The sequence below is a fragment of the Streptomyces sp. NPDC054794 genome (assembly GCF_053611585.1).
The window spans coordinates 1-21,040 of sequence record NZ_JBSHAQ010000083.1; the positions used below are offsets into that span (position 1 = coordinate 1).

Below are 21,040 nucleotides of genomic sequence, written 5' to 3' on the forward strand. Positions count from 1 at the left end.
GGGCTTGGCTGTCGTGCAGGTTCGCACCAGAGATGCCGATGGAGAGGGGCAGACCGGTCCGCTCGGTGATCAAGTGGATCTTCGACCCTTTCTTGCCCCGGTCTACAGGATTCGGACCCGTCAACTCCCCCCTTTCAGGGCCCGCATGTTCACCGAGTCGATCGCACAGCGGGACCAGTCCAGCTTGCCGCGTGCGCCCAGTTCGTCCAGGACCAGGCGGTGGAGCTTGGCCCAGACCCGGGCCTTGCTCCACTCGCTGAACCGCCGGTGGGCCGTCGGCCCTGAGGGACCGAACGAAGGAGGCAACTGCCGCCAAGTGCAGCCCGAAGTGGCCACGAAAATGATCGCCGCCAGAACCTCGCGGTCACCGTACCGCCGTCGGCCACCGCCCTGCGGCCGCGAGGGAGCGGGCGGCACCACCCGCTCGAACAGTTCCCACAACTCATCTGGCACGAGACGCTCAACGATCCCCACGACGCCAGACTATCGAACACGCCAAATGAGACGACGTCTAAGACCTCCACGATCAGGCGCGGCACGGGGTCGCGGGGGATCGAGCCCTTCAGCCACGCCCGGACCCGGCTCTCACCGGTGGCCAGGCCGGTGATGCCCTGTTCGGCGCCTCGCTCTGTGATCTGGCGGGCCAGGCGGTTGTTGGTCAGTCCGCACCGGCTCATCCAGTGCGCCAGGAGCGTGTTCGACTGCCTGTCGAGCGGGGGCCTGCCCATGCGGTACGCCTCCAGTGCCATTGGAAATGGCGGGTCTTCCAGGGTATGGGCCGGGCCTCAACTCGCCTACCCGGCATCGTAATTCGCCGAGAGGCGCCGGTTGGTCGCCCGCCCTGGGCCGTGCGCACCGGGTGCGCGGCGTGACAGCGAGCACCGCCCTTCACCGTGCAGCACCGACTCCCCCAGGGGCTTTCGAACCGGTGTGCTGTCGGTGCGCCGGAAAGCCCGGCGCGAGCGAAGTGGAGGACCACCTATGCAGCAGGAACAGCACTCCAGCAGCCTCCCCGTGCTGCACGCGGAGGACATCGACGCGGTGACCCTCGGCCGCGACCAGGAGGGCTACCGCGAGGGCGCCGTGGAGTGGTACCGGCTCTGACCGCTCCTGGTGACGCCCTCCACTGAGCACCGCTGCACCACCGGCCGCGCCGCCCGGCGCAGGCCGTCATGGCACAGGAAGGGAACTCCCATGAACGCCACGAGCACCCAGACCACCCCGGCCATCCCTGAGCTGCCGGTGCTGGCGTCGGCCGACGTCGACGAGGTCACCCTCGGCCGTCAGGCCTTCAACGACAGCGACAAGTCGAACTACTTGGAGGGCTGACCGACCGGCACCTTCGGGACCTGGGGCGGCGCGGCGTAAGCGGCGCCGCCCCAGCATTTCCGGCAGCAGTGAGAGGAGCGGACGGAATTGGATACGAAGTGGCTGGCCGGGGGCGCCTTCGACGCCCCAGCGGGTGCCGTGCGCACGGCCCGGGTGTGGCACACCCCTGATGCCGGCGTGCGGGTAGTGACTGCAGGAGCGGTCCACGCCGTGGTGAGCGGGGTGTGCCGGGGCGGCGATGCCGAGGTCTCCCGCGTCGCCGCGGCAGTTGCGGACGGGCGGATAGAGGAGATCCTCACGCTGGGCGGCTCGTACTGGATGGTCGTCCACGACACGGAACGGCGGCGCACGGTCGTGGCCGGCGATCTCTCCGAGGCCCGGGGCGTGTTCACAGCAGCGACCGACCGGGGCCCGGTGTGGGCGACGGACGCCGCACTGCTCGCGGCGCAACTCGGCCGCGGCCCGGACCTGGACCTGCTGGCGGCCCGGATCACGGTGGGATCGGCGGAGCACTGGCCCGACAGGTCGGTGTGGTCGGGCATCGAGCGGGTGCCCGGCGGCCACGCCCTGGTCCTGGAAGACGGCACCGCGCGCACCGCCGACGTCCGGCCCCGCCCGGACGGACGGACTATGGAGGCGGGCTCCGGAGAGGTCGGGGCCGCTTTGTGGGCAGCCGCCCAGAGCTACGCCCGCGAGGCGGGGCCGCGGGTGAGCGCGGACCTGTCTGGCGGCTTGGACTCCTCGACCGTCGCTATCGCCGCCGCTGCCGTAAGCCAGATCGTGGCCGTCACCTACGGCGGTCCGCTCGCCGACAGCGAGGACACACGCCTCGCGCGGCAGGTCGCCGCGTACGTGGGCGCCGAGCACCACGTCAGCTCCGGAGGACGCCTGACGGCGCACTTCTCCAGCTGGCCGTCGGCCCGCCCCAACTCGCCGGTCCTGCCGGTGTCGTCCTATCCGCTGGACGCCGACTACCTCCCGCCCGCACGCGGGGTGTCCGCCCTGCACCTGACCGGGCACGGCGGGGACGTGGTGCTGGAGTCGTCGACGGCCGCCTGGACCGTGCTCGCGCAGAACGGGCAGACCCGGCGGGCGCGGGCGGCCGTGACCGCGCAAGCCCGCCGGGTCAACACCGCGCCGGGCCCGCTGTGGCGGGCGGTGAAGGAAGCCGCACGAGGACGGCCCAGCGCGCTGTTCCGGGCGGCGGAAGCAGTCTCCAAGGGGCGGCCGTTCGGTGACGGGCTCGGGGTATGGACATGGTGCCCGATCGGCGCGGCCGCCCAGTGGCTCACCCCGTACGGGCGGCAGGTCATCGCGGGCATGCTGGATGCCTCCGGGCGGGCGGTGGGCGAGGTCGAGGCCGGAGAGTGGGACGACTGGAGCGCGCTGCGCTACAACGGCTCCGCCATGCGCGACAGCGAGCCGCTGTGCGCCGAGCACGGCGTGACCCAGGTGAGCCCATTTTTGGACAACGAGGTCGTGCGGGCGTGTTTGCGCATCGGTGCGGGCGAGCGGCGCCGACCGGGCGTGTACAAGCCGCTGCTCGCCCTGGCACGCCCCGAGCTGCCGCACTGGCTGACGGGCCGCCAGAGCAAGGGACACTTCACGCCGTTGTCGTACGAGGGCCTGCGCGCCCGCCGCCAGGTCCTGCACGAGGTGATCGACGCCAGCGAGCTGGTCGGCTGCGGGCTGATCGACCCCGCAGCCGTGCACGCCGCGCTGGAGGCGGCGACGGCGGGCGTCGGCCGGCCGCCGCTGGCTGCGCTGGAGGCCTTCCTGATCACGTCGTGGTGGCTGGCCCGGACCCCGGCCCGCCTTGCGGCTGCGGGGGGCGTGCGGTGATGCGGGTACCGCCCGGTGTGCACCGGGCAAGCCTCGGCGACGGCGCGGTTGCGGTGCTGAACGTGCCCACCGGCACGTGGCAGTGGATGAACGAGGCCACCGAGCGCATCTGGTCGGCGGCGCTGTCCGGCGCCGAGCCCGAACTGGTCAAGCAGATGCAGGCGGAAGAGGTTCCCGGCGACGTCGAGGCGATCGTCACCTCTACCATCGAGGACCTCAAGCGGGCAGGGCTGCTCACCGACTCGGACCACGGTTCGGCGATGCTGCCACCGCCCATGCCCCCGGTAACCGCCGTTGCCACGCTGTGCATCCGGCCCGGTTGGACGGTGCGGATGCTGGCGAGGGTGGCGCTGGCCCTGGCGCTCGGCGTGATGCGGCTGCCGATGAGGGCCCGGATGCGGCTGCTGGGCTGCCTGCGATTCCTGCCGGCCGCGCCGCCGATCGTGGCCGCGTCGGCGGCCGCCGCCGTGCCGCTGGTCCGGCCGGCCTGGTGGCCGGGCCGCATCGCCTGCATGGAAGTGTCGCTCGCCACCGTCCTCACGATCGCGTTGCAGGGGCGGCGAGCACACTGGGTGCTTGGGTCGCGGCGCCTGCCGAACGAGGCGCACGCCTGGGTATGGACCCAGCACGGGGCGTTCGGCCTGTCCGGGCGCGACGCCGACGACCCGCGACGCCCCTGGGTCGGGGTCGCCGCCACACCCCCCATTCACCCGAACGGGTGAATTACGTGGCGCGGAACTGACGTCTCCGGCGGCCTACCTGCCCTTCTGGGGCAGGCGGTCGCGTAAACCGGTGTGCCGGGCGGCGGACGGGACCTCTACACCAGATGGGTGACTGCTGAACCCGCCCCCGCTGTCGGCCCCGCGCCGGTCATGCGGTACGTCGACGGCCAACGAGAAGGCGCCCTCGGGCTGGCCGCAACCGCCCGCCGTCTGCCCGCCGTCCTCGCCCGCACGGTGCGGCTGGCCTGGCACGCCGACCGCCCTGCTCTGATCGCCATGCTCGCCGCGCAAACCGCAACAGCCGTGCTGGCCGCGCTCGCCCTGACGGCGACAACGACCCTGTCGGCGGTCCTGGACGCGGCCGCCGCCTACAGCCGCAGGGAACCCGTCGGTCCCGTCGTGCGCGCAGCGGCTGTGCCTGCGGTGTGGGCGGCCGCCGCGCTCGCCGGGGCCGCGCTCGTGGATATTGCCGCCCGCGCGGCCGCAGCCCGCCTCAGCCCCCGCGTGTTCCGGGAGGCCGACCTGCGCGTCCTGGATGCGGCCGCGTCCGTCGAGCTCATCGCCTACGAGCACCCCGGCTTCGAAGACCGGCTCGAAGCAGCGGGCAAGGGCGCCGAGTCGGCACGCGACCTCGTCCTCGACGTCCAAAGCGCCATCTCCGTCCTTGCGCAGCTCGCCGCCGTCACCGCCGTGGTCGCCACCCTTGACCCCATCCTCATGGGTCTGTTGCTGCTGACGGCCGCGCCGCGCGCGTACGCCTCACTGCGGGCCGCGCGCCTGGAGCACGCGGCGGCGACCGCGACTCGCTCCGACACCCGTCTTCGCGCGACCCTGCGCGGCTACAGCACCGACCGCAACACCGCAGCCGAGATCCGCGCTGCGGGGATGGGGCGGTTCCTGTCCGTCCGCTACCGGCAGGTGTCCGACCGGCTGGAGGCCGAGGCGCTGGCGGCCGCGGTGCGGGGCCTGCGCGTCCAGCTCGCCGGAGACACCGTCTCGGCGCTCACGCTGTGCGCCACCTTCGCCGCGCTGGCCGGACTCGTCGGTGCCGGGCGCCTGGAGGCGGCGGCGGCCGGCACGGCACTGTTCGCGCTGCGAACCGCGACAGCAGCGTTGACGACGCTCACCCGGTCAGCCGCGCGGATCTTCCGCACCGGCCTCTACCTGGACGACTGGGCGGCATTCCTCGACGAGGCGGACCGCCACCGCACCCACCGGGGCACCCGCCCCCTGCCCGACGACGGCCCCGACGTCATCAGCGCACGCGGCCTGACGTTCCGCTACCCCGGCGCCGACCGGCCGGCCGTCGACCGGGTCGACCTCGACCTGAAACGCGGCGAGATCGTGGCGCTCGTCGGGGAGAACGGCTCGGGCAAGACAACGCTCGTCCACCTGCTCACCGGCCTGTACCTGCCGGACGCCGGCGAGGTCACCTGGGACGGAAGGAACCTGACCGAGGCGCAACCCGCTGACGTATGGCGGCGAGTGGCGATGACATCCCAGGAATACACCCGCTGGCCCCTGACCGCCCGTGAAAACATCACCCTCGGCACACCGCACAAGTCCGGCGACGCCGCAGTGCTCAACGCGGCCCGGGCCAGCGGAGCAGACCGCGTCCTCGACACTCTCCCGGACGGCCTGGACACATCACTCGTACGCTCGTGGTGGGGCGGACACGACCTGTCAGGGGGCCAATGGCAACGGATCGCGCTCGCACGGTCCTTCCACGCCGATGCCGCCGTACACATCCTCGACGAACCAACCGCCGCACTCGACGCCCGCGCCGAGCGCCAGGTCTTCGACAAATTCCGCGAGCTCGCAGCCGGACGCACAGCACTGGTCATCACACACCGGCTCGCCAACGCACGCGTCGCAGACCGCATTCTCGTAATGGCCGACGGCCGCACCGCCGAGTCCGGCAGCTACAAGGAACTACTGGCCCGGCCAAGCGGGCTGTTCGCGCAACTGCACCGCCTGCAGGAAGGCGCCGAGGCCTGACCCTCGTGCGTTCTAGGATCCGCAGGTCGATGCGCAATGTCGGCTGAGGATGCGCAGTGAATGCGCAAATCCGGGGACGGGTGCACACTCGTTACGGTCTGTGGCGGTCGTTGTGGGCGCCGATCCCGAGCTGGAGGATGGACAACGGCTCGCCGACCACCACCACTTCCGACAACACCTGCCCGTCCCGCTCAAGGAATTCCTCCACGACCAGGCCGAAGCTGACCTGAGACGCTTCAACATCAACGAGCCGCTCCAATGGGAGCCACCCTCCCACTGGGTCGAGATCCCGCACTGGCCCGGCCACGACGACGCGATGATCAGCACCTCTCTCGCAGCCGAACTCGCCGCACAATCACCCGTCGAACGTGAACTGGCAAAGGACCTCGGGCTCACCACGACACACCTGCGGCTCTACTTCGAAAGCCGTGCTCTTTCCATCCCGCTTCCGCACGAGCTGCGCTCGCCCCGAACACGACAGGCCCGGCCCAAGGGCGTTCCCCGCACCGGCCCTCTCGCTTCCACCCGACTCCGCTATCTCTACCAGGAACAACGATTGACGCTCGACCGGATCGCGGAGCTTGCCGGCTGCAGCCACAGCACCGTCGCCCTCGCGATCCACGAGGCCGGAATCCCCAAGCGGACGCGCCGGCCTGCCGGCTACCTCACGAAAGTCATCTCGCGCACTTGGCTGGAGAACGAGTACCACCACAAGGGCAGAAGCTCGCCCGACATTGCCAGTGAGCTGGGCGTCCGCAAGCACGAAGTCATGCGCCTGGTACTACAGCCTCAGATCTTGAGGTTGTGATCGGTTGTGTTCGGGTTGTCGCCAGGGGCGGAGGCGGGCGGGCAGAGGGTCGCCGCGCCGGTTGTAGCGGCTGACGGTGGCCCGGGTCTGATGCATGGCTCGCCAGTGGTGCTGCTTGAGGTGGTAGGCGTCGCTGTGGTGGGCGGTAAGGGCGGTGGCCGCGAGGAGAAAGGCGAGGGCCGGGACGGTCAGCCGGATCAGCGGAAGGTGCTTCTTCCCACCGTCTCCTGCGCTTTTCCCTCGTCTGCCGGGGCCCAGCCGGTGGGCTCGGCCTCGGTGTCTGGTTCCGGGTCGGGGTGGCGGGCGCGCTGGACGGTCAGGAAGGCCAGGGCGAGCATCGCGCAGGTGACGTGCCGGTGCCAGGAGGTCCAGCGGCGGACCTGGTACTGGCCGAGGCCGGTGATCTGCTTGGCGAGTTCGTTGTTCTCCTCGATCTTCCAGCGGACCCCGGCCCTCACAATCGCCTCGGTGACCGGGTCGGCGGCGGGGGCATGGATCAGGAAGTACGCGTACTCGTAGTCGACGCGGACGCCGGCCAGTTGCTTCTTGTCGGTGCTGCGGCGTATCAGCAGCCGGTGGGCGAAGCCGTCGGCCGGCATCTGTCCGGGCAGGGTGACCTCGAACCAGGCCCAGTCGTAGGCGCGCTGCCCCTTGGAGCCCTCGCCCTGGCTGCGGCGCTCCCACTTCTCGCGCACTGTGGCATGGTGCAGCAGGTCACCGGCCGCCGCGACCTTCGGCAGGTACGGCTTGCCCGGCGGACCCTGAACCGGCAGCGTGATGGGCACCGCGAGTACATAGCGGATCTTCCGCTCCTGCAGCCAGGACCTGAGGGCGGGGTCCTTGCCGTAGTCCGCGTCCGCGGCCACCCAGGAGAACGGCAGGCCGCCGACCACGCGGCCTCCAGCATGGCGAGGCCCAGGTGCGGCTTGGTGGTGAAGGCGACCTCGTCGGGCACCCCGGCCGCCCGGCACCGCTCGCGGTCCTTCGTCCAGGACTGCGGCAGGTACAGGCGCCGGTCGCAGAAGGTGTGACCACTCGCGGCGGCGTAGGTGAGCATCACCATGACCTGGCAGTTGCGGACGTCACCGGTCGTCCCGCAGTGCTGGTGGGCGACCCCGACGGACTTGTCCCCCTTCTTGATCACCTGCGTGTCGTCCAGCACCAGCGTCGCGCCCGGATCCCCCAACTCCCGTGCCACGTACGCCTGCACCTCGGCTAGCAGTCCGTCCGCGCTCCAGGACGCCTCAACCAAAAACTTCTGGATCCGGTGCGGGGTGGCATGCCCCGCCCGCTCGGCCATCGTCCAGCCGTTCTTCCTGGCCAGGCCCGACAGCAGCCCCTCTACGAGATCCGCGAACACCTCCCGCGGCTCCGGCCGGGCAAACAGATGCCCCAACCCGCCCGTCAAGGCAGCCAGTTCCTCCGCCCAGCCCTCAACATGCTCCGCACTCACATCCATCAGCATGACCGGACAACGATCAGCACCGATCACCAGTCACATGATCTGAGGCTGTAGTACCAGCCCGCCCGAGGAACCTGACGATCACGCCGCTCTTCTCGCCATGAGCAGGGGCGACCATCACCGCGAGATGTCACCGCGGCACATCATCCTCTGAGCGGTTCACACGCCGAACGCATGCCCCGAATGCGTCGACGAATATCAAAAATTCGCCCATTGAGACGATTTCAGAGTGGGTCGGGGCGGTCATGATCTACGCAAAGGCTTCCTCGGCGAGAGCGAGGCGGCGCACCCATTAGAGGGAGACTTGATGGCTGAGCCGATCTCAAAATTCGACCCGAACGGCAAGGCATCCGTTCTCAGCTACAACGTTCCGGAGCCCACCTCGTACAGCGGGCGGAACATTATCGCACTCGACCTGGACGATCCCACGAACTGGTTCCTGCCGGACGCTTTCAAGGCTCCGGAACGCACTCCCGCGCAGGGTCTGTCGCAGGCGACGGGCGCCGACATCGCCAAGCTGCTGCGAACCGGCGACCTCAAGACATTTCCAGGGATCAAGAACCCGGCGGCCACTCACGCGGGGCTGTTCTCTACGCACAGCGTAGTCGCCTCCAGCGGCGGTGTGCTCGACACCGCGACCACCAGCGTGCTCGCCAAGGGGCTGCGCTACGGCCAGGCAGCAGCCAATCTGCAGCCGCTCGCCGTGGGGGGTGTCGCTGCGACCTCCACCGTCGGGGGTGTCGACGGCGCACGCGAGTCCGCCAGGGACGTGGTGGACGACACCCCGGGCACGAGCGAGATCACACACCTGCCGCGCGCCCTGCGCGGTGCGGTTCTCTCCGACGCTGCGCTGGGCAGTCAGCGGACCCAACCGGAGATCACCGATCTGGACGTCGGGCATGTCGCCGAGATGCTCAGCGCGGGCCGACGACTGACGGTGCGCCGCACCCTCTGGGGCGAGTACGCGTACGACTTCCTGCCGGATCCCTTCCCGCAGGCGGCACCGTCCTCCGACCTCCCCGCCGGAGAGCCGCAGATCGCGCTTGTGGAGTCGTATCGGTTCTCGTCCTTCCTGGGCCAGTACGGCGCGGGCCGGACTATCAAGACTTTCAGCCTGTTGCCCGGCGAGAAAACCACCATCAGCATCAAGACGTACCGAAAGACCGAGACTGACAGCAAATCGGCATCCAGCGTGCTCGACTCGTTCTCCAAGTCGAGCGCTGACGACTTCGAGAACACCGTCCAGCACGAGAATTCAGACAAGCAGGCCAACCAGAAGAGCCTGGAATGGCATGTCGAGGCGGAGGCGGAAGGATCCTGGGGCTTCGCCAGCGCCAAGGTCAGCGGTGGCGTCAAGGGCGCCACCGCCTCTCAGCGCGAACAGTTCGCAAAAAACATGAGTAGTGCGGTCAACAAACACGCGGCCAAGGCCTCGGCCAAGCGTGACGTGCAAGTGAACACCTCGGAAGAGGTGAAGACCGTAAGCGGCGAGGAAACCTCGATCATCCGGCAGCTGGAGAACATCAACGTCGCGCGCACGCTGAACTTCGCATTTCGGCAGATGAACCAGGAACACGTCACGATCCTGCACCTGGTCGACGTGCGCGTCGCCTTCTGGAACGGCTACGGCGAATCTGTACGGGAGGTCCCGCTGTCGGGACTCGACTCGCTGCTCGCCGCATACATCAAGCCGGAGCGTCGGCAGGACCTGCGAAAGATCGTCCTCGCCCAGCTCTCCACGATCTTCGACTACAAGGACAACCTGGTCCAGCCCCCCATGGTGGAGGAGCGTGAAGTTGCCTCGAACGACCGTTATCTGCGATGGCGCAAGACCAGTTCCACCTACACGGACGAGACCGGCAACGCCTTCACTGTCCCTGGCGTCATCATGAACGTCGACAAGATCGTCATGCGGACCGACGGGGTCATCGTCGACGCCGTCCTGGGCCAAGGCGACGCCCTCGACGCCTACTCCAACGGCCTCCAGGTCCAGGCTGTTCGACAGCGTCAGCTGGGCAATGATCGCGAGGCTCTCGGTCAGAAGGTCGTCACCGATACCGACAACCCGAAGGCCAAGATCTACAAGGACATCTTCCCTAACTCCGTTGCGCTGCCGGGGAAGATCTCCGTTTCCGCCTCGGACACCGGGGTCACCGTCTCCTCCACCTCTGCGTCCAGCCCGGCCGCCATCTCCACCGACGGACACACCACCAGCGGATGACCTCCCGCGGCCGGTCCGCTCGCAGGATGCGGCCGCGGACCGGCTCCGCCCGATGTCTGAAGAAGGAGAAGCACTGTGCCCGAGCCGGCCCTCGGAACTGGCATGCTGACAAACGTCGCAGTCGGCAAAAGTACCCAGCTACTCGCCCCCCAGGCACTGGGACATAGCGCCGCCGCGACACCCAACAGCGGTTCCCCGACCCTTACCATCGTGCAGCCCAAGGCTGGCGTCCCTCCCTTTTTGATCGACGCCACTCCTGCCATGCCAGTGATTGCGTGCCAGGCACAGATCACCGGCATTGCGCCCGACCCCACACCGACCACAGCCTTTGACTGGCTCATCGAGATCATCGAGCCGCAGAAACGGGGGAGTTGCGCGAGCGCGGGAGTGTTCTGCGGTTCCCATGAGTTCGGGCGCGGCGTGGTCGGTGGGGCGTGGAAACCGAGCCTGGTGGAGTTCCGCGGCGGCGAAGCACGAATCCGGGTCACAACAACCGTTGGCGGGGTTCCACTCGAAGCCGAGACACGGGTGGCGATCATCGGCGCAAACCCACCTCGCGCGGAGATTCACAAAATGTGTGGTGGAGCGGCCACAGATATTGCGCGTATCGCCTGCCACGAAAGCGGGATGGAACAATTTCAGTCGAACGGTTTTCCCAAGCTTGGCCCCGGGGGCGACACCGGAGTCATGCAGCTGTGCAATCCGGCGGCCACCTGCGACGAGCGGTGGAACTGGCGCGCCAACGTACAGAAAGGCATCGCCCTGTTCAATCAACACAAGGCAGCGGCACGCCAGTACCTGGACATGCACAAGATTGACAGTAAATGGCCCAACGACAAGGGCATGACGAACGATCAAGTGCTGCAACGCGAGGCCATCAAACGATTCAACGGAGGGGTGTACTGGACCTGGGACGAAACCAAAGCAATGTGGATGGCCAAGCCGGCCGGTGACTACACGGACAAGGTCCTGGCGGCATCCTGCCCGTGATCGCGCCGATGAGGTTCAAGGAGCGTGTTCGTTTCGCCCTCGGTTACCCGGCAGTCGTCCCATGTGGTGAGCCGAACGAGTCGCGACTGTCCAGCGGTGGTGGCCCAGCCGTTGCGAGGACTCGACTCCCTTGCGTGCGATGCGGTGTGCAATGCCTCGCTCGCGTAACCAGCGCCGCAGGTGGGAGTAGTCGTAGCCCTTGTCAGCGTGGAGCTTGCCCGGCTTGCGCCGTCGCCCTCCGCGGGGCGAGCGGATCGGCGGGACGCCCTTCACGAGCGGGGGGTGGTCCCGCGCGGCGTGCAGTGCGGCGTGCAGGTAACTGTCCAGGCGCCGGCCGCGGGTATCGGCGCGGTCCCGGAGCCGGTGGAGCTCGGTCAGGACGTGGACTCTCGTCCGCGCTCACCGATCCGCCCATCGGGCTGCCGGGCGCGTCCTGGCCTGCGAGGCTCACAGTGGGGTCCAGTTGTGTGTCCCGCGTCGGGGTAGCGCGGGCCGGTATCCCGGCGAAGGTGTAACGGTCGCCCGAGCGTTGTCCCCGGCCCGGCGACGGGGCGTGCGACGACACTGGCCATCACCGGCTGTCGTCCCCGCTCACGAAGACGGCGCGGATCTCCTGGATCACGTCGTACAACTGCCGGGCGGGCGTGCTGCCGGGGGCGCCGAGGTCCTCGCGGGCGGCGTCCAGCAGGACAGTCAGATGCTGCCCGCGCATCTGTCCGGTGGCGGAGCGGCGGGCCTGGCCAATGGCGGCGTGCAGCTGCTGGCGGTAGGCGCCGGGCTGGATCTGGGCGAGCCGTCCGCGTCGCAGGTCGATCCGGTTAGCCGCGCCGCAGAGGCCGGAGCGGAGTTCGGCAGGGATGCGCCGGTAGGCCTCGTCGTCCAGATCCGGCAGCGGAACCCACGCGTTCTCCGCGTTGATCACGGCGTGGGCGGCGGCATCCCGGTCGCCATGGGACGGGCTCCGGCCGAGGGTCCGCCGCCGGTGGCTGGCTGTCCATTGGACGTCGTCGGTCTTGCGGCGGCGGACGGGGGCGATGGCGCCGACCTCGGTGCCGTCGGCCAGCATGCGGTAGCCGCCCAGGTAGTCGGGGTCCGGCTCCAGCCGCCAGGCGCGACCGCCGACGGTGCTCAGGTCGACCGGTCCCGTCTCCTGCTCTTCCTCGGCCGGGCGGAGGTCGCGCAGCGCGTGGAGCAGTTGCCGGGCTTCCTTGCCGCGCCCCAGCGCCGCCTGGTCGAGGCCGGTGAGCCGGTCGAGGTCCTCCTCGGTGGGCACGCGCAGCGCGGTACGCAGCGCGGACTGGCGGACGGCGTGGGGGAGCCGGGCCTGCCGGCCGCCGCGCTCGGGGGTGGCGGTGGCCAGCGGGATCACTGCGGCGACCAGCGCGTTCTGCGCCGGTTCACCAAGGGCCGCGAAGGCTGCGGCCCCGCCGCGGCGGAGGACATGGCGCCGGGCGCCCGGCGCAGGACGTCGCGGATGACCGCGCCCGCCGCCTGCTCACGGTTGGCGTAGTGCTCGTGCCTGTGCGGCGGGTGCAGTCGCACGGTGCTACTCGTGCGCGCCGACCAGCCCAGCAGCGACGTGCCGGTGAGGGAGTGCTCGGGCTGGATGACCCCCTCGATCTCGCCGTCGCGCAGCACCCGCCAGCGGCTGTGATCGTCCGCGTAGCGCACCAGGGTCCAGCCGGATCCGCCATACACGCCCAGGTCGACGATGGCGTCCGGCACGCTCGGCCCGTCCCCGGCATCCTCGCCGTCGCTGTCGGCCGGCACCAGCCGGTCCGGCTCGTGGGCCCTGTCCGGGACGACGTCAGCCTCGCCGCGGCCGGCGTCCGGCGCGGTCGCTGCCCGGGCGGCGTCGAGCTGGGCGCGCAGCGCGGCCAACTCGCGGCGATGTTCCGCGCGTTCGTCGTCGTGCCGGGCGGCCAGCCGTTCGTATGCGGCCTTGAGTTCCTCGCGGTGTGCCTGGAGTTCGGTGAGCCGGGCGTGGAGACCGGTGAGCTCGCTCTGCGCGGCGGCCAGCTCGACGGCCGTACGCTGCTGTGACTCCTCCAGGAGGGCCTTTGCTCGGGACAGTTCCGCCACGTGTGCGTCCTGGGCCTGCTTCTCGCCCTGCAGGCGGCCGTGGTCGGCCAGCAGCCTGCGGTGCTCCGCGGTGACCTGGGCCAGGGTCGTCTCCTGCTCACGCCAGCGGTCCTGCAACTGCGTGTGCGCGCCGGTGAGTTCCTGGTGGGCGTCGCGCAGCTGCCGGTGCACGGCGGACAGTTCCTCGTGCGCGGCGCGGTCCGCGTGGGCGCGCTGGTCGGCGCCGGCGGCCTCGCCCAGCGCGCAGGCCGCCTCCCGCAGGGCCGCCTGCCGCTCGGTACGTGCGTCCTGGGCCACCTGGGCGCTACGGGCGGCCTCCTCGCGGGCCTGATTGGCGTCCTGGACGGCCTGTTCACGGGCCTGTTCGGCCTGAGTGACCCGGGCGTCGGCGTCGCTTCGGACCGCGGCGAGGTGGGCGGCGACCGCCGCGCTGTCCGCCCCGGCCTTCTGGCCCTGGTGCACGGCCTGCAGCGCGGTCAGCACCCGGGGCAACAGGTCGGCGAGAACCACCTGCTCGCGAGCGCCCTGGGCGACAGCGCGGTCCACGGGCAGCGGCTCCGGCCGCGCGGCGCGTTCCGTCTCCAGGGCCTTGCGCGCGCGGTACGCGATCTGCCGGTCGCGCCTGTTGTTGTGCTGGACGCAGAACTTCGGCGGCGGGCCGGGCTTGCCCTGAGTGGGCCGGGCGCGGGCGGCGGTGCAGTCGGGAAAGTCGCAGTCGGGGCCGCCGAAGCCCGCTGCCATCAGCTTCTTCGCCAGCCAGGTGTCGTCGGCGGCCGCCGGGCCGGGTGGGTGTCGTGGTCATCGCCGTCCCGTTCTCGTGCCCGCGCCGGGGCGGCCGTGCCGGCCGCCAGGTCCCTGGCACGGTAGAGCACCGGTCGGTGCGAATACAACTCAACTCGAACACGACGAGAGTTGACGCGTGATCTGGTGATGTCTGATCCGCTTTCATCTGGGGTGATTCGCTGTGCGCCGATCTGGGGCGTGAAGCAGGTTCCCCGCCCGTATACCTTCACAGGGGGTCTGTTGTCTCAGGGAGGCGTGTGCGGCCGAAGCGGTCGTTGTCACGCCTGCCGGGTGTCCGGGTTGATTGAATCCCGGACGGCTGGGTGTCGGGCCTGCGCCGGGTCCTGATTCCGGATACTCTCTGCATCACCGGCCACAGCTTCCGCCGCGGCTGGATCCAGCAGGCCCTGGCCGCCGGCAACCCGCCCGAAGTGGTCGCCCTGCACTCGCGGCACTCCCTGCGCAGCACCGCCTTCGACGCCTACCGCAAGAAGAAGATCCCCTGGAGCCAGAATCCCACAGTGGGCCTGGGGCTCGCTGCCTGATCGACCGGGGACGTGCGCGCGAAGCTATAACTCGACCGCCTCGAAACGCACTTGTTCCCGCTGAGCCTGTTGCTTCGCGGGCAGACCGCCCCCATCGGGATACACCCGCCAGCGAGATCACCGTCACGCTAGGCCGAAAAGCTCAGTGTCTGCGCTGCTGCAACCGGCCGACGCGCCCGTAGTGTTTATGGAGATTCATGCCTCCAGCTGAAAAAGTGATGGCGTGAATCGTGTGCTATTGCGACAGCGGGCGGCCCTATGCGCTCGGCAGGCGTTGATGGTACTGCTTCTGGTCCTACTGGGGTCTGTTGCTTCGATAACCGTAAGCGCCTTTTTCCTGGTCACACCATTTGTGTATTCGAGTGGTTGTCCGGAGGCCGGAGCTCCAACTCGACCTTATGAATGGCTGCTGGTGGGGTTCTCCGGCGGTCGGAACAGGTGTCAGTGGGAGCAGGCCATCATGGACCCGTCGGCCAAGCCGAAACTGGACATCCAACGGAGCGTGGACATCCGTGCGGGAAAAGCAGGCATCATCAAGTTTGGACTGAGCGCCACGGCACCCCGAGATAGCACCCTGATCAGGAGTGTAGAACATGGGGTAGCGGCGAAGGACGTGACAGCCTTCACGGAGACCGTCTGGGGTCCGCTTATCGTCGCCGGCACTGAGCCGACGTGGCAGCTCCCTGTCTTGACGAGCGACGGGTCTTCCAAACAGGCGGAGGTCTCAGTGAACGGGACGTTGTTCGCGGGATCAGGCAACTTGGCCATGTTCTCGAAGGGGCCAACCACACTGTGGATGGACCTACCCGATGAGTCCTTTACAGCGGTCAATACATCATGGCATATCGCGGTTCAAGGCCCACACACGCTGGAAGCGGATACTTCTTCATCGGGCAAGGCGCTATCCGTCACGATGCGCCCGGCCAATGAGACGGGGCCAGGACGCAACTATCCGGGCAACGCACCTCTGGCCGTGTGGTGGCCGTCAGCTGGTCAATTCCTTGCAGAGGCTGGCAATGTGGTCGCAGCAACAGCGAGGTCCTTGCTCGCAGCGGTGGGCTGGTGCGCGCTACTTCTTGCCGCCAGGAACGGAGCTCTCTCCCCTCTCGGCTGCGATGCTCAAATCCGCAACCTGATCCGGATCACGGGAGCAGTTGTTCTAGTCCACCTGGTGCTTTCGGTAACTCCCTGGATTGGTCCGCTGGGCGAATACGGTGGGCATGCCTTTGCACCCGTTGGCCTCAGGGACGCTGTGGAAGGCGCCTGGGGCTGGCAGAACAACCCCTATGCGCCCCTCCCCGGATCCCTCGTACTGCTGGCAACCGCAGTTCTGGTGGCGGTCCCCCGCCTGGTGACGGGGCTGCTGCATAGCGGTGAACCCACGTCAGGTCGCCCTGGGCAATCACCCGGCGCCGTACGGGGTCAACGACCCTCCCCTCGCGCCGAAGAGCCCGCATCGCCTAGTTGGCGTAGAACACGATCTATCGCCGCCATCGTGATTGTCTCACTTCTTGCTTCGGGGAGCGCGTGGCTGATGGTTGGTGCGCTCGCCGCGCTCCAATCTGGCACCTGGCCACCGGCAGGGGCGATCGTCCTGCCCCTGGTTCTCTTGGCCGTCCTGGCCGTCGTCTCCCTTCTCTCATTTCTTGTGGCACGTCGGGGGGGTAGATGGGAGATCCGACTCTCCTCCCTCCTATGGGCAAGTGCGTTCGTACCGCTGCTGGCGGTGGCTGGGTCGATCCACTCAGATGAGGGCGTGCTTCCCCTCGTGGTCCGCTGGTCTGGGCCACTGCTCATGGGCACCGTGGCAGTGACAGCGACCGCGTGCATTGCATGGTGGATCACGGTCCGGTCGGCGCTTTCCCGACCTCGCGCCGCCTGGCTATGGCTCGCTCTTTCTGTAGCCGCCGCTTTGGCCGTCGCCTGGCACAGGCAGCCGTCACTCTCGGCGGGCTGGTGGGATCTGACGGAACTCACGCAGCAACTGGACGCGGTTCTGGGCCTGGTCCTTGTTGCAGCTACGGTGCACGCCCTCCGCGATTGCGGGCGGAAACCCTTCACGAATCCTCGGCCTCTGCGTGGACTTCGCGCACTGGGCCTTCTGACCATGTTTGCCATGGCTGCTGGAAGTTTCTCGCTTCTCACCGTGCCTTCGCCGGTCGCCATTGGCTCTGCCGCACTCATCGTTTGGTTCCTCTTCCCCTACCGGCAGATTCGGCGTGCTGCCCTCGTACTCAGCCAGAGCCCAGCTGAGCGTACGGGGGCGCTCAAGAGAAGTGTCAAATCAGGTGCAGCCCGCAGGGCATTGCCGACACTTCGAAAGGCGGCACGCGAAAGGATTGTCGATGGCCTTCCTTCGGCCAGGGTCGCTCAACAGCAACTGCGAGCGCTAGAGCAGGCGTCTTATGATGTACGAAGGCCTAGGGACGCCGACGACGGCGTCAGCACGCGGGAGCTGGCATTCGGCGCGTACATCGGCCCCAATCCGTGGCAGCGCGCTGTCCGGACCGGTCTATCAGCTGCAGTAATCGGGGCACCTTGGACACTACTGTCCCTTGCCAGCGCTGCCATCACCACCGGTACTCACGCGCACTACCCCGTACTCGCTATCGCCGCTATGGCGATGCCAATCATGCTGACCTGGGTTGGCTTCGGACTGCTTTACGGCTATTTTTTCCCCTTGCTACGAGGTGAGACCGGGCTCGCCAAGGCGCTCTGGATGTACGGCGTGATGGTCATCCCTGCTGCACTTCAGGTGCTTTCCTCGCACGATCCATCCCACTGGACCGCATGGACTCATACGATCTTGTATGCCCTTCAGGCGCTCACCTTTGTCATGACTCTAGGGCTGCGTGCTGATGCTGATGTTCTGACGACGATCCGAATGCGTCCCGCTCGGCTTACAGATATCCACAATCTCGGGTCCATCACTGCATGGTGGTCATCGACCGCAGCTGCCCTGGCTGCTGGCGTCGCCACTGTCATCATTGCCGGGGCACAGCCATTCGTGCTTGACATCTTTCCGCACTCGCCACAGGCACCCACCACTACGGCGCCTCCGAGTAATGCGCCAACCCCTTCATCCTCCGCCGGAGGCGGGTCGACCACGCCGCCTCCAGCTGATCGGCTCCAGCGCCATGCGCGGGCATAGCCGCTCACCGTGAAGACATTCGTCGAGGCTGCGAACGGGTCAGCCGTCGACTGTGCGACATCACTTGGGTTCCTCTGAGCCCGTTGAGAGCCTGGGGCCCGTGGCCAGGGACTTCTCCCGGCGTCGGACGGGCGCCAGGGCGGTGACGTTCCTTCAGGGATGCCGAATTCCTCTCGTCTTGTCCGACTGGCCCTCGGCTTCTCCGAACTTGGGGGACTTGAGTCGGCGCTGGCTGGTGTGCGGAACGAGCCCGGTCTGCATGACCGACGGCTACACCGGTGGGGGGCTGGGATGACATGCCAGCCATTGCTGCAGTTCGCGGTGCCGGAACTGGTAGGCGGCGCCCGCGAGGCGCAGCAGCCCGGCGGTGCAGGCCCAATCCAGGAATACTCCGAGCCTCCTTGGCAGCTTTCCCTTGGCGCACAGTACGAAGACCAGGTACCGGCGCCCGGATGGGGCACCGAGCGCGAGCCCGATCCCGAGTCCGAACGCGATCCCGCCCGCGATCCCGCCCGCGATCCCGAGCCCGGACACGAGCCCGTACCCGTACCCGAACCCGAACCCATACCCAGACGCGAGCCCGACCCCGAGCACGAACGCCAGCCTGGCCCCGAGCCCGGACACGAGCCCGGCCCCGAGCCCGGACACGAACCCGACCGCGAACCCGCCCCCAAGCACGAGCGCGAGCCCGACCCCGAGCACGAACGCGAGCCCGACCCCGAGCCCGACCGCGAGTCCTCGCAAAAGATCGCTACGGAGGACGTCGCGGGGCCGTGCACTCGTTGGGGGCTCACTCCCGATGGCGCTGGTGAACCCCGACGCAAGCCCGGCCGCGGACCCGCTCGAGAGCCCGGACACGGCCCCGAACGCGAGCTCGGCTCCGAGCCCTTGCGCGGGCATGTCCCCCAACGTGACCGCGAGCCTGGGCAGGAGCCCGAACGCGAGCCCGAACGCGAGCCCGATCGCGAGCCCGCCCCCGAGCCCGCCCGCGAACCCGCCCGCGAACCCGCGGCTTCCGGCTTTGGTGCGCAAGCGTCCCCAGTGCACGCGCCTGGGCGGAGCCACAAGAGCCCCTGCCGCAGAGGAGCCGGCTAGGACGGCGCTCAGTGCAATCAGCGTGCCGAACGTCAGGGGGGAAGAGGTGGCCCATGCGAGGGGCAGCGGCAGGAGGACCGCGAGCGTGGTGAGCACGGCGTCGGTGGCGCGCACTCGGCGGCGTCCGGCCAGCGGCCACAACTGGTGCAGGACCAGGTCGGTGCGGGGACCGGTGTCCGCACCGACCGCATCCTCCGGGGCGGGGGATGCCGTGTTCAGGTAGGCGGCGAGGCGGGCCAGCCAACGGTGGACATCGCCCGCGGTGTAGGGGCGGTGTGGGCGTGGGTGGAGGTCGGTGGCTGCGGGGATGAAGCGCGCCAGTAGGTGTTCGTCGAGGTCGGCCGGGGTGGTGTGGCGCAGCAGGTCGGCGGGGTCGCCGTCTTGGGCGTAGACGGTGGCGGCCAGGCTCAGCCGCCACGGCGTGGACAAAGTGGTGGCCAGCGGGCCGCTGGAGTCACGACCCAGCACATCTAGGACCGGCTGCCACCGTGCAGGGTCGAGGGCGCGCTGGTGTAGGTAGACGCGGGCGGTATCGGGGGTGACGCGGTCGATGTCGATGCGGGCGGCGTCGAGCAGCCGGGTGCGGCTGCTCAGGGCCTCGTAGTGGCGAGTGCGGCAGGTCAAAATCACCGGTCCCGCGGCGCGGCCGTCTTGGTAGGCATTGAGCGCGTCCAGGGCAGCCTGGGCGCGCGGGGCGTTGGGGAAGGGGGTGCCGTCGGGTGCGGTGGGGTCCATCTCGTCCAGGCCGTCCAGCACTGGCAGCACACGACGCTGGCGGATGAGTTCCTCGGCCATCTCGGCCGGCCAGTCGTAGACGTCCACCAGATGGCGGGCAAGCCACTCGGACAGAGGGGTGGTGGTATCCCACTCGGACAGCGACAGGCGCACCGGGACCGGGGCCCCCTCCTGCCGCCCCTCGATAAGGGCCAGGATCAGCTCCAGGGCGAGCACGGTTTTACCCGCCCCCGGCCCACCAGTGACCACCAGCCGGCGCGGGCAAGTGCGCCGGTAATACGAGGCCACATCCGGAAAGATAGGAGTCCCCTCGAACAAACGCCCCACATCAGCCGGGACCACCGCGGCCCGCCCCAGCTCCGGGCGCAGGGTGAAGGCCAGATTGATCCTCTGGGTGTCATCCCCGATCAACTGCCGCCACTGCCGCTGCCCGTCCTCCTCCACCTGCTCAGCCAAGGTCGCCGTCCAGCCACGCGCCAGCTGCGCCAGGTCACCGTCAGGAAGCCGCCGCAGACCCATCGCCGCGACCGCCAGCGCCGCCACCCCGACGGGCAGCCCGAGCAAGCCCGCGGTATCCGACGGCTTCAGGCCGCCACTTGCCAGCTGCACTCCCGCGTACGACACGGTTGCCGCCACCAGCAGCCCACCCACTACGGCCAACCACATCCGCCAGCGCCGGTATCCGCGGCCTCCGATTCTCGCCATGCTTTGATCATCACCGTCTCGGTGTGATGCCCAGGGGTCCACCACGCCGTAAGGCGGAAGGGCGTGAATGCCACTGCCTACGGGGCGCGGCAGGGGGGGGCGGACCAACTCGTCCGGCGTCCCGACAGTTCACCCCAGACACTTGCCCGACGGCGCCGCGACCGTGACGAGCCCTTCCGACTCAATCTGGCTCACACCGACCTGCGAGGTGCGTCTTTGGTCAACGGGCACCTGGAGGGGGCGAACCTGCCCGAGGCTCACCTGGAGGGGGGCGTTCCTGTCCGGGGCGAACCTGGAGCACGCGTACCTGTCCGGGGCTCACCTGAAGGGGGCGAGACTGACGGGGGCGAACCTGGTGGAGGCGAGCCTGCCCTGGGCGGGCCTGGAGGGGGCGTCCCTGTCCGGGGCAAACCTGTCCAAGGCGATCCTTTACGAGGCCCTGGATCTGACGGTCGAGCAACTGACGTCTGCCCGCCCCACACAGAGCACTCTTCTGCCGGCACACCTCGCTGCGAATACCACGGTCATGGCACGGATCGCCGCCGTGATGAAGGAAGAATGGTAGCCAAAGG

General features: G+C 68.9%; 15 protein-coding genes and 4 pseudogenes. 12 read left to right on the forward strand and 7 right to left on the reverse strand.

All coding sequences use genetic code 11. From position 1 onward, the window contains the following. A pseudogene (locus ACWGKT_RS45180) lies at nt 1–474 on the reverse strand (IS5 family transposase); the annotation flags it as partial. Between the two features lie 507 nt (nt 475–981). Between ACWGKT_RS45180 and ACWGKT_RS45185 the strand changes: the two are divergent. The 6 genes from ACWGKT_RS45185 to ACWGKT_RS45210 all read left to right on the forward strand — a co-directional run bounded on the left by ACWGKT_RS45185 (nt 982) and on the right by ACWGKT_RS45210 (nt 6,699). Beyond that, nucleotides 982–1,104, forward strand: a complete 123-nt coding sequence (locus tag ACWGKT_RS45185) for a hypothetical protein (protein ID WP_453278295.1) — start codon at nt 982–984, stop codon at nt 1,102–1,104. 90 nt (nt 1,105–1,194) lie between these two features. Continuing rightward, entirely contained in the window at nt 1,195–1,329 is a 135-nt protein-coding gene (locus ACWGKT_RS45190; RefSeq protein WP_453278296.1) for a hypothetical protein, read from the forward strand. A gap of 87 nt (nt 1,330–1,416) precedes the next feature. Continuing rightward, nucleotides 1,417–3,171, forward strand: coding sequence for an asparagine synthase-related protein (locus ACWGKT_RS45195; protein WP_453278297.1), 1,755 nt, complete (start codon nt 1,417–1,419; stop codon nt 3,169–3,171). Continuing rightward, the gene (locus ACWGKT_RS45200; RefSeq protein ID WP_453278298.1) at nt 3,171–3,893 is read left to right on the forward strand and encodes a lasso peptide biosynthesis B2 protein; all 723 of its coding nucleotides are present in this window, start codon (nt 3,171–3,173) and stop codon (nt 3,891–3,893) included. The genes ACWGKT_RS45195 and ACWGKT_RS45200 overlap by 1 nt, the downstream gene beginning before the upstream one ends. 108 nt (nt 3,894–4,001) lie before the next feature. Beyond that, nucleotides 4,002–5,891: an ABC transporter ATP-binding protein gene (locus ACWGKT_RS45205; RefSeq protein WP_453278299.1), complete on the forward strand. Its 1,890-nt coding sequence runs from the start codon at nt 4,002–4,004 to the stop codon at nt 5,889–5,891. Between the two features lie 100 nt (nt 5,892–5,991). After that, the gene (locus tag ACWGKT_RS45210; protein ID WP_453278300.1) at nt 5,992–6,699 is read left to right on the forward strand and encodes a hypothetical protein; all 708 of its coding nucleotides are present in this window, start codon (nt 5,992–5,994) and stop codon (nt 6,697–6,699) included. Between the two features lie 197 nt (nt 6,700–6,896). Here the strand turns inward: ACWGKT_RS45210 and ACWGKT_RS45215 are convergent, their stop codons facing one another. Both ACWGKT_RS45215 and ACWGKT_RS45220 read right to left on the reverse strand, forming a co-directional pair. Further along, a complete protein-coding gene (locus ACWGKT_RS45215; RefSeq protein WP_453278316.1) occupies nt 6,897–7,592 on the reverse strand; it encodes a hypothetical protein in 696 nt (231 codons plus the stop codon). 47 nt (nt 7,593–7,639) lie between these two features. After that, nucleotides 7,640–8,164 (reverse strand): annotated as a pseudogene (locus tag ACWGKT_RS45220) (IS701 family transposase); the annotation flags it as partial. 304 nt (nt 8,165–8,468) lie between these two features. Between ACWGKT_RS45220 and ACWGKT_RS45225 the strand changes: the two are divergent. Together ACWGKT_RS45225 and ACWGKT_RS45230 are read left to right on the forward strand one after the other, a co-directional pair. Continuing rightward, nucleotides 8,469–10,382: a hypothetical protein gene (locus ACWGKT_RS45225; protein ID WP_453278301.1), complete on the forward strand. Its 1,914-nt coding sequence runs from the start codon at nt 8,469–8,471 to the stop codon at nt 10,380–10,382. Between the two features lie 75 nt (nt 10,383–10,457). Next, complete coding sequence (locus ACWGKT_RS45230) at nt 10,458–11,372, forward strand: hypothetical protein (protein WP_453278302.1); 915 nt, start codon at nt 10,458–10,460, stop codon at nt 11,370–11,372. Nucleotides 11,373–11,456: 84 nt separating this feature from the next. Here ACWGKT_RS45230 and ACWGKT_RS45235 read toward each other — a convergent pair. From ACWGKT_RS45235 to ACWGKT_RS45245, 3 genes and pseudogenes are all read right to left on the reverse strand, one after another. Continuing rightward, nucleotides 11,457–11,648 (reverse strand): annotated as a pseudogene (locus ACWGKT_RS45235) (IS5/IS1182 family transposase); the annotation flags it as partial. A 295-nt stretch (nt 11,649–11,943) separates the two neighbouring features. Beyond that, entirely contained in the window at nt 11,944–12,741 is a 798-nt protein-coding gene (locus ACWGKT_RS45240) for a hypothetical protein (RefSeq protein WP_453278303.1), read from the reverse strand. Beyond that, on the reverse strand, nt 12,738–14,195 hold the full coding sequence (locus ACWGKT_RS45245) for a hypothetical protein (RefSeq protein WP_453278304.1): 1,458 nt from the start codon (nt 14,193–14,195) through the stop codon (nt 12,738–12,740). The genes ACWGKT_RS45240 and ACWGKT_RS45245 overlap by 4 nt, the downstream gene beginning before the upstream one ends. A 365-nt stretch (nt 14,196–14,560) precedes the next feature. Here ACWGKT_RS45245 and ACWGKT_RS45250 point away from each other — a divergent pair, with 365 nt between their 5' ends. Next, nucleotides 14,561–14,782 carry a hypothetical protein gene (locus ACWGKT_RS45250; protein ID WP_453278305.1) on the forward strand — a complete coding sequence of 74 codons (222 nt, stop codon included), beginning with the start codon at nt 14,561–14,563 and terminating at the stop codon, nt 14,780–14,782. Nucleotides 14,783–16,898: 2,116 nt separating this feature from the next. Then, nucleotides 16,899–17,933 carry a hypothetical protein gene (locus tag ACWGKT_RS45255; RefSeq protein ID WP_453278306.1) on the forward strand — a complete coding sequence of 345 codons (1,035 nt, stop codon included), beginning with the start codon at nt 16,899–16,901 and terminating at the stop codon, nt 17,931–17,933. A gap of 270 nt (nt 17,934–18,203) precedes the next feature. Here ACWGKT_RS45255 and ACWGKT_RS45260 read toward each other — a convergent pair whose 3' ends face one another. Then, entirely contained in the window at nt 18,204–20,468 is a 2,265-nt protein-coding gene (locus ACWGKT_RS45260; protein WP_453278307.1) for an NACHT domain-containing protein, read from the reverse strand. A 63-nt stretch (nt 20,469–20,531) separates the two neighbouring features. Here ACWGKT_RS45260 and ACWGKT_RS45265 point away from each other — a divergent pair. Together ACWGKT_RS45265 and ACWGKT_RS45270 are read left to right on the forward strand one after the other, a co-directional pair. Then, nucleotides 20,532–20,726 (forward strand): annotated as a pseudogene (locus ACWGKT_RS45265) (pentapeptide repeat-containing protein); the annotation flags it as partial. Then, nucleotides 20,677–21,033 carry a pentapeptide repeat-containing protein gene (locus ACWGKT_RS45270; protein WP_453278315.1) on the forward strand — a complete coding sequence of 119 codons (357 nt, stop codon included), beginning with the start codon at nt 20,677–20,679 and terminating at the stop codon, nt 21,031–21,033. The pseudogene ACWGKT_RS45265 and the gene ACWGKT_RS45270, both read left to right, overlap by 50 nt. Nucleotides 21,034–21,040: the final 7 nt, after the last annotated feature.